This window comes from Spirochaeta dissipatitropha (assembly GCF_054657935.1).
This window is the reverse complement of the sequence record NZ_BAAHXT010000004.1, coordinates 74,487-86,534: the sequence shown is the minus strand read 5'-3', so window position 1 is coordinate 86,534 and position 12,048 is coordinate 74,487. Positions and strand designations below refer to the sequence as shown.

The following is a 12,048-nucleotide window of genomic DNA, read 5'->3' as shown; positions in this document are numbered from 1 at the left end:
ATCTTGCTATGTGTTCAGTAAGCACATAGGTGACGAGCTAAAAAAAACTTAGGGCGTCCAGTCTTGTGGACACCCTGTTATTACCACGGTTAGAAGAAATAGAGATATAGATAGTATCTATATCTGACTTCATTATTACTGATACCAGCCTGACACCTATAGTATAGGGGTCAGATATAACCAGTAGTAACACCTGATACAAACAATGTTTGCACCAGCCTGACCGGAACAGTATTCCGGTCGGCATGGGGTCGGTAATTCCGACACCATAATTCACCCTTACTAATATGAAGGGTATACGATAGTTCCGTACCCCTTAAGGGGGGCTCATACTATACACCCCCTTTGGTGTAAGGGGTGGTCAAATAAACACCCCCTTAGTGGATACTATCCACCTTGGTGGGGGTTTCAACAAAACACAACACCCTTGAACACCCACACATATAGCGCCGACACCCCGACAAAATACCTATATTTACACAATATGCAGTGTTTAGGCCGGATTACCCCCTTGACATCGCATATATTGAGGTGTATGATAAATCATACACTGAATAAGTGTTAAGGAGATTGGTTGTTATGGCACTAAGAGCAGTGACAAAGGATGAACAGATTACCGCACCGAGCGAGCAGAAAAGCGGCTATTTGCCACGGCTTGACCTGAAAGATTTACAGGCTTCACGCCGTACATTGGCGCGCCTGATCCGCAAGTTTGCCGCTGGTGACATAGACGAGCAGTTTTTCAAAACTATGCTGTATTCATTCCAGAACTATCATACATACCTGAAAAGTGAAAAAGATTTTGAACTTGAAAAGCGGCTTGATGAAATTGAATCCAATCTAAGGGGCAGGAAATGACCGTAACCACCAAGCGCCGTATAGAATCAATCTGCCGAAGCCTTGGCCCACAGGAACGCCCTGCAATCGTAGAGCCCGCAGAGGATGGACTATACAAAATTGTTGAGCCAGAGCATGACGGATTATTTGAACTGGAACAGGTTGGCCAGATGTATCAGCCAATCATTATAGACGATGTACCAAGGGGTTAATTATGGCAGATGAAAGATTAGAAAAAATTAAAGAGTTGATTTCAAACGGAGACGCAGACGGGGCGGTCAAACTGGCTGAATCGTATGCAGATTTTCGGGTGAATTCGGCACTTAGTAAATACGCTGAAAATGGTTTCAATCAACCGGCAGCCGAGCCGACTGCAGAGGATGCAGAAAAGGCCGAGCTTGCTAAACAGATTGAAGCTATGAAAGCAGAACAGGCAACCGCACAGCGGAAAGGACTTGCAAAGGACTTTTTAAGCAAACGGGGGCTACCAAGCGAACTGGCAGATTTTGCCCTTGGTGATGATGAAGATACCACCATTTCAAAAGCTAACCAGTTGGCTGCAGCAATCGACAGCCACATACGGACAGTCAAAACAGCGACTGCAGGAAATGCCGTGCCTACCACTGGCGTGGTGAATCCTAAGCCTGATTATGACGTAAGACGGATGAGCGCGGCAGACATTGCTAAGAATTGGGACAATCCCGATTTTCAAAAAAACTATAATCTTAGGAGATAACAATGAGTAATTCAGTATCAGATTTCATTCCAGCACTATGGTCAGGCGTTCTACAGCGACACTTAGACAAAGCACTTGTTTTCGGTAGCCGAGTAAATACCAATTATGAGGGCAATATTAAATCATCGGGCGACACCGTGAAAATCCCGAAGCTATCCGGTAGTATTAGTGTTTCCGATTATGTAGACGGAACCACCACACTTTCATACGAGGATCTTGACGGCGACACCCAGGACTTGGTAATCAACCAGTCTAAGAGTTTCGGTTTCAAGGTTTCCGACATTGACGCAGTACAGTCAGAGCCGGCATTGATTGGACCAGCTACCGAGCGCGCAGCCTATGCAATGGCCGATGTGGTTGATCAGTATATTGCTGGCGTTATGGATGCTGCAGCCGGTATCACCACAGGACTTGGAACCGGAGCCGCACCACTCGAGATCGACGAGGGCGACACCATCGACCTTATCACTTTGATTGGTCAGCAGATGGACGAAGCCAATGCCCCTGCAGGCGGTCGCTGGATCATCGTGCCACCTTGGTTTCATCGGCAGCTTGTCCTTGACCGCGTACTACTGGACACCAGCAATAGCACAACCTTTGACAATGGCGTTGTTGGCCGTGTCGCTGGTTTCAATGTTTTGAAATCAAACAACTGCCCGAAGGATACCAGCGAAGATGTAATACTTGCCGGTAATGATTATTCTACCGCCTTTGCTTCACAGATTGCAAAGATTGAAGGTTTGCGCCTTGAAGGTAGTTTCCATTCTGCAGTACGCGGATTATTCCTGTATGGCAGTAAGGTTATTGAACCTGAATCACTTGCCAAAGCAGTTGTAAAACTTAAATAGATTCGAGATGCGTTGCATCTTGTTTCGGCCATGAATTAGCCGAGGGACTTAATTCACCCCTTGGCACTCCCTGCAAAAAACTTATGTTTCCGGTGGTTACTCTCTTGGCCACCGGTTTTTTTATACTTGCGACACTATCAGCGACAAAAAAAGCCGTACAGGGCAGTAAGTACCTACCATGTAACGGCTTATAATGATTGTACACCAGCCTATAAAGCTGGGTATGCTGGAATTAGGTTACTTTGGAACTCCCGAAGCATAGCGGCATACTGTTCGGTAACATGGGTGTATATGTCGGTGGTATCGCCCCCACTATGGCCGAGCGCGTACTTTCTCACAGCGTCAGGCAAGGCCGTGGCGCTATGGCTTGCCCATGTATGGCGTAGGTCATGGAATCCCACTGCAGGGCGCGTGTCGGCAAGCCCAGACGCTGACAATGCGCGTTTCAAGGCTTTATTCAGTGTATGCTTGTTGGTGGGTATTTCGGGGTTATGCAGATTCGGGAATACAAAACTATCAGGGTTTATTTCATCGTATGGGTAGCGGTCGACTATTTCATGTATGGCAGTAAGTGCATGATCACCAAGCGGCAGACCTACACGCACACTACCCCACTTTGGCGGTTTCATACCTTGCCCGTCCTGCCATGATTGGCGTATGTCCACTATGCCGGTTTCAAGATTGATATTCTCAAACACCAGCCCACGGGCTTCACCCTGCCGAGCGCCGACACTGACGCAGAACAAAGCACATGCGCGAGATATAAAATAATCACCGTATGAATCACGCCAATATTCAGGCTTGAATAGTGTAGCCAATTCAGGCAGCGTCAGGACAGCATGAGCGCGCTTCATACCGCTGGCTTTATTCTCTTGGTGTTCATTTGCGCGCTTGATTCTCGCGCCGGGGTGTTTGTCCAGTAAGCCGGTTTCAACTGCCCAATTCAGGGCTACCCACAGCGCTTGCCTGACTTTGTTCTTGCTGACGGTGGTCAGGTTTTCAGCGCCTTTGATCTTGCCGCTTATTAGATCATTACGCCACTTGAGCAGTTTATTATGGTCCAGCTGGTTGAGCTGCCGTATATGGTGACGCTCAAGCCAAGGGATTACAAACCGTTCCAGATGCCGATGATTCAGCCGGATATATTCAGGGCTGATTGTGCGTCCGCTATCTATTTCTTTGGTGCGGATATATTCAGAATCAGGCTGCCAGAACTCGGCCAGGTATGGGATTATGTCAGAACGTGAATCCGACACCGTACCATCACGGAGCCATTTTTCAGCAATCTTGATTGCTTCACTTTTTCGGGTTGCGTTGGTGCATAGTGTCAGCTTGTATTTCGGTCTGCCGCGGTCGTCTAATTCATCACCAATGAATCGAGCGTAGTAGATTGATTTACCTTTGAGTTGGCGTTTATTTAGGTGGTAGCGTGCTTCTGCCATTCTAATACCCTGCCAGTAAGTCACGTTCAAGCAGCTTGATTAACTCGGCATTATTTAACGCTATTGATGGCAGGCCGTTGTTTTCACGGCGCTTTTCAATCAGCTTAGCTAATTCATGCAAAGCATAAATGCCGCTGCCGTTAATCAAAATACCTTGGTCGGTTGGTTGTGCGTAGGTGAGAACCACCGAAGCCAGAACAGAAATTTCCGATAATTCGGTTATTTCTTGTTGTTGTGTGCGATATTCCATAATTGCCCCCTGTAGGTGGCATATGAAACTTGCGACACTGTTCGCGACAAAATGCCTTGTTTAAGCCGTTTTATTGGCTTCACTCGGCAGATTGTGCCTTGTAAGTCTATACAACGTAAAGTCTTACAAGTAAGCGTCCGATCAGAATCGAACTGACATCACCAGCTTGGAAGGCTGGGGTAATAACCATTATACGACGGACGCGCTTGCGCATATTAATACCAGAGGCTGGATTATATGTCAAGAGAATCAGGTATATTTTTCATAACTTCAGCTACCCTTGATTTTACAGCTCTCAGTTCAACATTTCTCTGAATGACTTTTCTGTGTGCAGAAGACAAGCACTCATTGCTGCTTTCAATTATGTGACATAATTGCTGAAGGGTATCTGCATCCATGGAAGTCTCAGTTCGTTCCAGGTGTCTGTTAATGGTACTGACGGATGTCTGAAGTGTAGAGACCAGTCTTTGTATAGATTCCAGGCTGTCAAACAGTTCATGATCTCTTTGATCAATACTACTCACCTGGTGAAGCGAGGCGGAAAGCTCATTTGAGACTGCAGAAGACAATGTATCTAATTCATCAACCCTGGATTGAAAATTATCAAACAAGCCTGCATTGCGTTCACAGGATGCAAAGGCAGACTCAACCCTTTCTATGGTTTTCTGCAAGAAACTGCCGATATGCTCAGTGCTTTCTCCGGCCTGAACCGCAAGTTTACCAATTTCTTCCGCAACAACAGCAAACCCAAGTCCATGTTCTGCAGCATGGGCACTCTCGATTGATGCATTCATTGATAGAAGTGCGGTACGTTCTGCAAGCGTATTGATAATTGGAATCAGCTCGAGTATACCCCTGATTTCACGCTCAATACTTCGGATTTCATCCAGTTCCTGAACAATTGCTGTACTGCCGTTTTTCATCATGAATGAAAGCTCATGAAGCATTTGCTCAAGTTCAATTGACTCTGTTACTGCATTCTGCAAGGCTTCCGATGCTGATGAGTACTCTGTCTTTGATATTTGCTGATTGGACATCTGTTCCCGAATAGTACTTTCCAGTCTGGTGATAGAATTAGTAATGTAATCAAGTCGTTCCCGGATCACTTCGGCAGGACTGTCTTCAGATTTCTGGATATCCGGCAGCGAAGCAGTTTCCGGGGAAATGTCCTGATCTGGCAGCGAACTGAGTAAGGGGTCTGATTCAAGTGATCTGAAGGATTCTGTTAAAAGCCGCAGACAATCCTCAGCAGCATTCAGAAGCTCACTCAGTTCAGGTGTCAGTCTTCCCTTGCTGACAGCCCTTATGGTTCTGCGGAAACGTCCGGCTGCCAGAAATATACCGATAGAACAAATACCAGCAGCAAGCAACAACAGAATAATCAGTCGTGTTTCTGTCTGTCTGAGCTTTGCTGCAGCAGCCCTTTCCTCCATAAGCTGCTGCGATAAAAAATTTTCTATTCCTGAAAGATTGCTCTGTAACCTGCTTGCGGCAAGATTGTCGCCCGCCGCTGCTGAAACAAGATTTTGATTGAATTGTCTCAAATTCTGTACTACAGCTGGATAATCCGGGAACCTATTAGCCAGCATATTCGTTCGGTTCAGAAATTCACCACGATTGGTTGAGGTTCCTGAATCCAGAATCGATCCTGCGTCATGAAGATAATCGGATAGTTGTTGAATATTTTCAGAAAAAAAAGCTTGCATAGTACGTTCAAAACGTACAGAATAAAGGGCTGATGCAGTGGCGCCGAAAAATAAGGCACATAAAATAACAGCTGTGGTTGTAAAAAACAGGAATTCTTTCTTCATACTATATTGGTATTATCGAGTGCAGAATCGGAACCGTCAAGCTTAGTTACTATCTTTCCGATAATTATTACTACTGGAGTACTATCAGCGCATGGACAAACAGGAAATACAGGATATTCATATTCAGGATCTCGTGTCAGGATATGAAAAACAGATATTCGATCTGAAACAGTTAATAGAGATCAGCAAAAGTCTGAACTCAACGCTGGATTTCCATGCCCTGATCGAATCAATTCTGTACACCTGTATGGGGCAGATGCAGGTAATGAAAGCCGGGTTGTTCACACGGCGTGACATTTACGAACCGGATCTCAGTCTTCATCGCAGTCACATCGGCTTCGAACTTGATCAATCATTGTCCTATTTTATTCCGGGAAATCACAGACTGATTACATTTCTGACATCGAATTTCGCATGTTATACCTTCGATGAAATAAAAGACTCTATTGGAGACATAGATGATATCCCTGGACTGTCCAAAATGAATCCTTCGCTGATTATTCCATTACGCGCTAAAACCGTAGTTAACGGAATAATTGTTCTGGGAGATAGAATTGGTGATCAGGAATTTTCTAAAGAAGAAAAAGAATATTTACTGAATATTGCTATATTAGCTGGTATTGCTGTCCATAATGCATTTCTGTATGAGATTACTACTACCGACATGATGACAAGACTGAAACTTCGACATTACTTTCAGTCTACTCTGCTGGAAGCCAAAGTCGAGGCCAATGTCAACCAACAGCCTCTGGCAATCATTATGTGCGATATAGACAAGTTTAAACCCCTCAATGATACCTATGGCCATCTGTGCGGTGATCAGATGCTGAAAGCCGTTGCCAATACGATTTCAAGCAGTATTCGGCAGACTGATGTTGCTGCCCGTTATGGTGGTGAAGAATTTATTATCATGCTTCCTAATACGGACACAGAGACAGCGAGAAACATCGCTGAACGTATTCGAAAGAACACCGAGAAAATTGAGCTGTATCATGAAGGGACTGTGATTACAACGACTATCAGCCTGGGTGTAGCAATGCTCAAAAACAAGGAAGACAGCTCCACCAAGCTTTTGATAGAACGAGCAGATAAAGCAATGTATATATCAAAAAGAAGCGGCAGAAATCAGGTAACCATTACCGTCTGAGCGCATTTGCAGGAATTATCAAGTATCATCATCGGATTCCTGTATTTTATAATCAATATCCGGAGATTCTCTGTAAATTCCAGGAATCGACAATACATCCCCAAGAAATCTTGGTTGTGTGTTGAGTAGGTAAACATCCAGAAATGCTTTTGATCTGGCAAAATACTCCCGTAGACCGACCATAATCCCGCCGTAACCGCCAACTGAACGTGCATTGAAGCCGTGAATATTCATGCCAATTGCAGATCCCAGAAATATAGCTCTTTCATTCTGAAAATCCTGACTGATTACAAGAACGTCCTCAAGCTGAAATATATATTTTGCTCTGTAGATACTGTCCAGTGTGGAAAATCCGGCATAATCAAGATAGATGTGTTCAGGTGGAACCCCAAGATCTATAAGTTCACGCCTCATTCTTCGGGGTTCATTATAGGAATGATACTGGTTGTCCCCGCTGGCAAGTATGTACTCTATTTTTCCTGCTTTATACAATGCAGCAGCAGCCTGCATGCGATAGGTGAAAAATCTATTGGTCGTGCCTGATCTGGAAGCCCAGCTCGTACCGAGGACAATACCGACCTTGTGTGGAGGCACATCCTGAATCGAGTTGTATAAAAGCCTGTCTGCCCGCCTGGCCATATCCAGATTTGCATATGCGGTAAAAAGAACAGCAAATATAATCCCGAGTTTGACTGTCAGAGTTGTGATCCGTAAAAAAGAAGCAAACCAGCCGGCTTGCTTCTCCTTCGTTTTATCGGACTGTCGTGAACGTTTCGTTTGCAGCTTCATCTATAGATGTATATACACCAAAAACGAATCAGCGTCCAACGTTTCGTATACTTGAAATTATATCTATAGATTTGAGACGAACTTCCCGGATGTAGTTTCCGGCTGCAATCCCCAGAAGTGAATTAAGGAGTTCAGGGTTTGCTGCGACTTCCGGATATCGGTTTGCAATTCTTTCGATTGTCAACAAAGATGCAAAGGCAAGATTATTATCCGGTGATGGCGCAGCGTTCCAGCGGCGCAACTGAAAGGACAGCAGGTCAGCAGTTGCAGCAGGATTTTCAAGCTCTATCATTCCAAGTCCATAGACAGCCTCGGCTAGTACCATTGGTTCCGGATCGTTTGAGAGCACGTTTTTCATTGATTCCTCGGCAACCGGCCCCCCTACCTGCCAGATGAGTTCAACCGCCTGTCTCCGGATATCGGGAAAGTTATTGACAACTGTGTTATTCCCGGTACGCACCTGACGGATTGTTCCTTCTGAAGCAAGTACTCCAAGTATTGCAGATATCTCATTACCTGCAGTATTTGCCATACCTTCGTCTATCATACTGCGGATAGTCTGCAGTGCCAGCAACTTCATCTCACGGCTCTCTGCAGTAGCTTGACTACGTGCAACCTGCAGATCAATATCCTGACTGAGATATAGTTCCTCAATTGTTGCAGGACCGCTGTTTTGTGCGGTTACAACAAGAGGCAGCAGCAGCGCGGCTGCAAGTACAAGCACGAATGTCCTGCAAAAATTTCTTGCATTCATATATAATATCTCCTTTTTATATCAGACATGTTTCTACACACTGATACGCCATTCACCATCAATTCGCCGCAGTAAATACAGGATTACCGGACGGTCCCGAACAAACATAATAACCTGTACTGTATTATCGTCAATAAAAACAAGATCATCAAGTCGAAGATTCGATCTACTGGGCACAACAACATGAACAAAATAATCTTCAAGGTTTTCAACTGTTATGTTGTTGCGCTGAAGGATAGAAGACTTGTTCAATTCATCCAGATGCTCGGGTTCAAGAATACTTTCGATATATTCAGGGGTCAGGTACTCAAGCCACTCAGCATAGCTTCTCCGGGCAATCAGTCCATTCAGAATCCGGATAACCTCATCTACCTCGTCAAAGGTCTGCTCATATACTTCGTCATCAACAATGTAGATTTCGGGTTCTCCCGGCTTGTCGACAGGTTCTTCATCAGCAGTAATTTTCCCTTTATCGGAAGGCTGATCGGCCTCAACATTCTGACCAGTTACATCAATCTCGCTACCAGCCGGAACCGCTTCACTGGCACAGGAAGCCAGAAGCAGAATACAGGTCAACAGAACTGTAATGAGAACGCTTTTCGTATTTTTTTTAAATTCGCTTTTCATTATGACTGCATTGTACGCTTAGCTATAGCCCTTGTCAAACTCTGCTGTTGCAGAGTCAAGACTTGTAGGATATTCTGTATCGGGAAGGTGAAAATGAGATCTGAAGATGGAAGGGTGGAACTATTCCTTGAAGATATACTGCAGGTTCTTTTTAATCATAGTGAGAAGGAAAACAACCCCGTAATACTGACTACAGCACTGGTTCAGAATGTAATTAACTATATCCGTCATAATCCAGCAAGATTCCCTGAGCCCAATTTAAGACCAGTCCCGTCAATGGTACTCAAACTACTGATTGAAGCAGAAAAAGTCGGCGAAGTTATTCTCAGCCGGGAAGGCAGTGCCATAATACGCGTTAATTTTTCCGGATACTATATCCGGAAGATAAAGCAGCGAATGCATGATCTCAGAAAGAACCCGGAGACTCCCCTGCCGACTGTTTCAACTCTTGTTCTGGACATACCGGAAAAAATGGTGACAGTCATAAACGCCAAAGACGAATTAATCTCCTTTCTTGAAAAAAAAGAGGAAGCCTTCCGTGAGAATAATGAAGAAGAATTTACTGAACATGATAACCGTGTAATCAGACTGATTTTTTCACCGGATATTGAACCAGTACTTATACCCTATCATTACTCGTTCCGTGAACTTGCACTTGTCTGCCTGCAGAAGATCAGATTTTACCTCCGCAACGAGCGAAACCAGTCATACATGCGGCAAAAAATGATGGGGCTTTTCCGTCATCGAGAGAAAATGGTTGAAGAAACATTTACGGCCATACTGAGCAGACCAGAGGTAATTCTGGAGGATATCTGGAAGCCAAATGAGTTTTCCTATTATTTCTGGATCCAGCTCACCAGTGGTATCAGCAAGGAATATAGTGAAAAAAAAGAAAAAACCATAAATGAACAGAATTACACCCAGTCAGCTATAATCCTCGGTATGCTCCTGGCGCACAGGAAGGCTTTGCTCCAAAAAGATTCTGACAGCAGCGCTGCATTAAAAGAAATTGAGCGTAAGCTCCGCACCGCTCCTTATGCCTTCACTCTTCAGAATATTTTTGAGTTTACCGACAAGAAAGGTGTTCTCATAACCAAAAAGGTCAGCAGGGAAGATATAATTAAATTCATTGAACAACAGGAGATTCCTCAAGGATCAGAGCGTATTCCTTCGCTTATCAAAATACACACCAGGAATAACCACAGGGAGTATATCCGTAAGGATTTATATCTTATGTATTTTTTTCAGCACGCCAGGGAGGCAGGAGAAAAAGTCAGCAAGAAAATCATCAGTGAGTGGAGCACTGCTCTGAACCTCGGGGTTAAACTATTCGAGATGCAGAATCAGGATGCCTTTGAAGCGATGATCAACCAGAAACTGCAGCAGCTTGATCCGGTGCTTGCTGTAATGCTTGATTTCAGCACCTTGTACCTCGTCAGCCAGGAAGCACCGGTAACCGAACAGACCAAAGCAGATCTGAGAAAAATACTGGATCCCAAAAAACTTGAACTGAAACCATTATACGAATTTTTTGACCTGGATCGGGTACGGATGTTTGCTGATGCAAAACTGCTTCTGCCGGTCTGGAAAACTATCCCCGGGCTTTCAGGTCTGCTGCGATTTCTTCAAAAGATGTTTATTGGAGTAGACCGACATGAAGAAGCAGAACGGCTGCGCCTGCTGGAGGAGAACCGCAGTACTACATTAACGCATCAGAAAAAGCAGAGAAGACAGAGGACCTCTATACGGGAACCGGAACCAGTTGAAACACCTGTTTCCAGAACAGTACAGGTAGAAACACCTGTACAGAAGAGCAAACCAACCAGACAAAAGCCTGCTGTCGCCGAAAAAAAAGCTGTTGTGCAGAAAACAGTCGGAGCACAGCAATCATCCAAAGAACGAATGCAGGCTGCAGTCAAGAAACTGGAAACACGCCTGAGTGACGGATACAGCAGCCTTGAGGAAGCCCGCACAAAAACTCTCGAGAAGTGGAATACAATAATCGATCCAAAAAACAGGAAAAATCTGACCATAGATGTTGAAAGTCTTGCCAGGGATCAGGCACGGAAGATCCTGCAGAAACGCGGAAGCGGTGCCCCAACGGTCGAAAGAATAATAGCCCTGGCAGAGAATATAAGTGGTCAGGACGTATTTGATACCATTCGTGACAGGAAGTCACTACAGGATTTCATAGCCCTGACCATTACAAAATATCTGAAAGAAGGCTGAGACAGAGTCTCAGTCCATTAGTTCACCGATGCTGATATCTCCCATGAAGCTCATGGATTCAGCAGCCGCAAGGAAGAGTTTCATACACATATAGGCATCATCTTTGGCTCGATGAGCGGTATTCGGCGGTATATTCAGAAATGCAATCAGATTCTGCAGGGAATAGCTTTTCTGTCCGGGAAAGGCCTTGCGGGCAAGTTTCTGGGTATCAATGACCTTGTTCTGAATATCCGGCAGGCCATGCTCCAGCAGTGCAGCTCTGAGAAATCCGATATCAAAAGAAGCATTATGTGCAATCAGAACGCTGTCGCCGATAAAATCGATAAATTGCCGTAATACCTCAAGAACCGGCGGCTCGGAGGAAACCATGTCGTCCGTTATTCCGCTTACTCTGGCAGCATCCGGGTGGATAGGCATACCAGGATTGCAGAGCGCTTCGAAAACGCCCGTTTGGCGGCCGTCCTTGAACTGAACCGCCCCGAATTCAACGATTCTGTCAGAACCGGCCCGAAGGCCGGTAGTTTCAAAATCAAAAGCCGTACACATGATGTCTGCCAAAGGTGTCTGTAAATCCATTT

At 45.0% G+C, this 12,048-nt stretch carries 13 protein-coding genes and 1 tRNA gene; 6 read left to right on the top strand and 8 right to left on the bottom strand.

Features of this window, described 5'->3' with window-relative positions; genetic code table 11:
• The first annotated feature begins 579 nt into the window (after window positions 1-579).
• From ACYQ2L_RS05850 to ACYQ2L_RS05835, 4 genes are read left to right on the top strand one after another with little or no spacing between them, the layout of a single operon-like run.
• The gene (locus tag ACYQ2L_RS05850; RefSeq protein ID WP_460052448.1) at window positions 580-858 is read left to right on the top strand and encodes a hypothetical protein; all 279 of its coding nucleotides are present in this window, start codon (window positions 580-582) and stop codon (window positions 856-858) included.
• Window positions 855-1,049 carry a hypothetical protein gene (locus tag ACYQ2L_RS05845; protein ID WP_460052443.1) on the top strand — a complete coding sequence of 65 codons (195 nt, stop codon included), beginning with the start codon at window positions 855-857 and terminating at the stop codon, window positions 1,047-1,049. The genes ACYQ2L_RS05850 and ACYQ2L_RS05845 overlap by 4 nt, the downstream gene beginning before the upstream one ends.
• Before the next feature lie 2 nt (window positions 1,050-1,051).
• Entirely contained in the window at window positions 1,052-1,573 is a 522-nt protein-coding gene (locus tag ACYQ2L_RS05840; RefSeq protein WP_460052441.1) for a capsid assembly scaffolding protein Gp46 family protein, read from the top strand.
• A gap of 2 nt (window positions 1,574-1,575) precedes the next feature.
• On the top strand, window positions 1,576-2,421 hold the full coding sequence (locus ACYQ2L_RS05835; RefSeq protein WP_460052437.1) for a phage major capsid protein: 846 nt from the start codon (window positions 1,576-1,578) through the stop codon (window positions 2,419-2,421).
• A gap of 209 nt (window positions 2,422-2,630) precedes the next feature.
• On the opposite strand, the gene ACYQ2L_RS05830 is transcribed toward ACYQ2L_RS05835, so the two are convergent.
• From ACYQ2L_RS05830 to ACYQ2L_RS05815, 4 genes are all read right to left on the bottom strand, one after another.
• Entirely contained in the window at window positions 2,631-3,863 is a 1,233-nt protein-coding gene (locus ACYQ2L_RS05830; RefSeq protein WP_460052434.1) for a tyrosine-type recombinase/integrase, read from the bottom strand.
• A 1-nt stretch (window position 3,864) separates the two neighbouring features.
• Window positions 3,865-4,113, bottom strand: a complete 249-nt coding sequence (locus ACYQ2L_RS05825) for a hypothetical protein (protein WP_460052430.1) — start codon at window positions 4,111-4,113, stop codon at window positions 3,865-3,867.
• A 132-nt stretch (window positions 4,114-4,245) separates the two neighbouring features.
• A tRNA-Gly gene (locus ACYQ2L_RS05820) sits at window positions 4,246-4,317 on the bottom strand.
• Between the two features lie 29 nt (window positions 4,318-4,346).
• Window positions 4,347-5,924: a methyl-accepting chemotaxis protein gene (locus tag ACYQ2L_RS05815; protein WP_460052426.1), complete on the bottom strand. Its 1,578-nt coding sequence runs from the start codon at window positions 5,922-5,924 to the stop codon at window positions 4,347-4,349.
• Window positions 5,925-6,015: 91 nt separating this feature from the next.
• On the opposite strand from ACYQ2L_RS05815, the gene dgcA reads away from it, so the two are divergent.
• Window positions 6,016-7,071, top strand: a complete 1,056-nt coding sequence (dgcA, locus tag ACYQ2L_RS05810) for a diguanylate cyclase DgcA (protein WP_460052423.1) — start codon at window positions 6,016-6,018, stop codon at window positions 7,069-7,071.
• An 18-nt stretch (window positions 7,072-7,089) separates the two neighbouring features.
• On the opposite strand, the gene ACYQ2L_RS05805 is transcribed toward dgcA, so the two are convergent.
• The 3 genes from ACYQ2L_RS05805 to ACYQ2L_RS05795 are packed head-to-tail and all read right to left on the bottom strand — an operon-like array spanning window position 7,090 to window position 9,241.
• The gene (locus ACYQ2L_RS05805) at window positions 7,090-7,860 is read right to left on the bottom strand and encodes a SanA/YdcF family protein (protein ID WP_460052420.1); all 771 of its coding nucleotides are present in this window, start codon (window positions 7,858-7,860) and stop codon (window positions 7,090-7,092) included.
• A gap of 28 nt (window positions 7,861-7,888) precedes the next feature.
• A complete protein-coding gene (locus ACYQ2L_RS05800; protein ID WP_460052418.1) occupies window positions 7,889-8,614 on the bottom strand; it encodes a hypothetical protein in 726 nt (241 codons plus the stop codon).
• A 33-nt stretch (window positions 8,615-8,647) separates the two neighbouring features.
• Window positions 8,648-9,241 carry a hypothetical protein gene (locus ACYQ2L_RS05795; RefSeq protein WP_460052415.1) on the bottom strand — a complete coding sequence of 198 codons (594 nt, stop codon included), beginning with the start codon at window positions 9,239-9,241 and terminating at the stop codon, window positions 8,648-8,650.
• A gap of 93 nt (window positions 9,242-9,334) precedes the next feature.
• Here ACYQ2L_RS05795 and ACYQ2L_RS05790 point away from each other — a divergent pair, with 93 nt between their 5' ends.
• Complete coding sequence (locus tag ACYQ2L_RS05790; protein WP_460052411.1) at window positions 9,335-11,470, top strand: hypothetical protein; 2,136 nt, start codon at window positions 9,335-9,337, stop codon at window positions 11,468-11,470.
• A gap of 9 nt (window positions 11,471-11,479) precedes the next feature.
• Here ACYQ2L_RS05790 and ACYQ2L_RS05785 read toward each other — a convergent pair whose 3' ends face one another.
• The gene (locus ACYQ2L_RS05785; protein ID WP_460052407.1) at window positions 11,480-12,046 is read right to left on the bottom strand and encodes a 3'-5' exonuclease; all 567 of its coding nucleotides are present in this window, start codon (window positions 12,044-12,046) and stop codon (window positions 11,480-11,482) included.
• Window positions 12,047-12,048 lie beyond the last annotated feature (2 nt).

Coding starts and splice junctions, on each gene's coding strand:
- ACYQ2L_RS05850 (WP_460052448.1), top strand. CDS start 580: ATGGCACTAAGAGCAGTGACAAAGGATGAACAGATTACCGCACCGAGC.
- ACYQ2L_RS05845 (WP_460052443.1), top strand. CDS start 855: ATGACCGTAACCACCAAGCGCCGTATAGAATCAATCTGCCGAAGCCTT.
- ACYQ2L_RS05840 (WP_460052441.1), top strand. CDS start 1,052: ATGGCAGATGAAAGATTAGAAAAAATTAAAGAGTTGATTTCAAACGGA.
- ACYQ2L_RS05835 (WP_460052437.1), top strand. CDS start 1,576: ATGAGTAATTCAGTATCAGATTTCATTCCAGCACTATGGTCAGGCGTT.
- ACYQ2L_RS05830 (WP_460052434.1), bottom strand. CDS start 3,863: ATGGCAGAAGCACGCTACCACCTAAATAAACGCCAACTCAAAGGTAAA.
- ACYQ2L_RS05825 (WP_460052430.1), bottom strand. CDS start 4,113: ATGGAATATCGCACACAACAACAAGAAATAACCGAATTATCGGAAATT.
- ACYQ2L_RS05815 (WP_460052426.1), bottom strand. CDS start 5,924: ATGAAGAAAGAATTCCTGTTTTTTACAACCACAGCTGTTATTTTATGT.
- dgcA (WP_460052423.1), top strand. CDS start 6,016: ATGGACAAACAGGAAATACAGGATATTCATATTCAGGATCTCGTGTCA.
- ACYQ2L_RS05805 (WP_460052420.1), bottom strand. CDS start 7,860: ATGAAGCTGCAAACGAAACGTTCACGACAGTCCGATAAAACGAAGGAG.
- ACYQ2L_RS05800 (WP_460052418.1), bottom strand. CDS start 8,614: ATGAATGCAAGAAATTTTTGCAGGACATTCGTGCTTGTACTTGCAGCC.
- ACYQ2L_RS05795 (WP_460052415.1), bottom strand. CDS start 9,241: ATGAAAAGCGAATTTAAAAAAAATACGAAAAGCGTTCTCATTACAGTT.
- ACYQ2L_RS05790 (WP_460052411.1), top strand. CDS start 9,335: ATGAGATCTGAAGATGGAAGGGTGGAACTATTCCTTGAAGATATACTG.
- ACYQ2L_RS05785 (WP_460052407.1), bottom strand. CDS start 12,046: ATGGATTTACAGACACCTTTGGCAGACATCATGTGTACGGCTTTTGAT.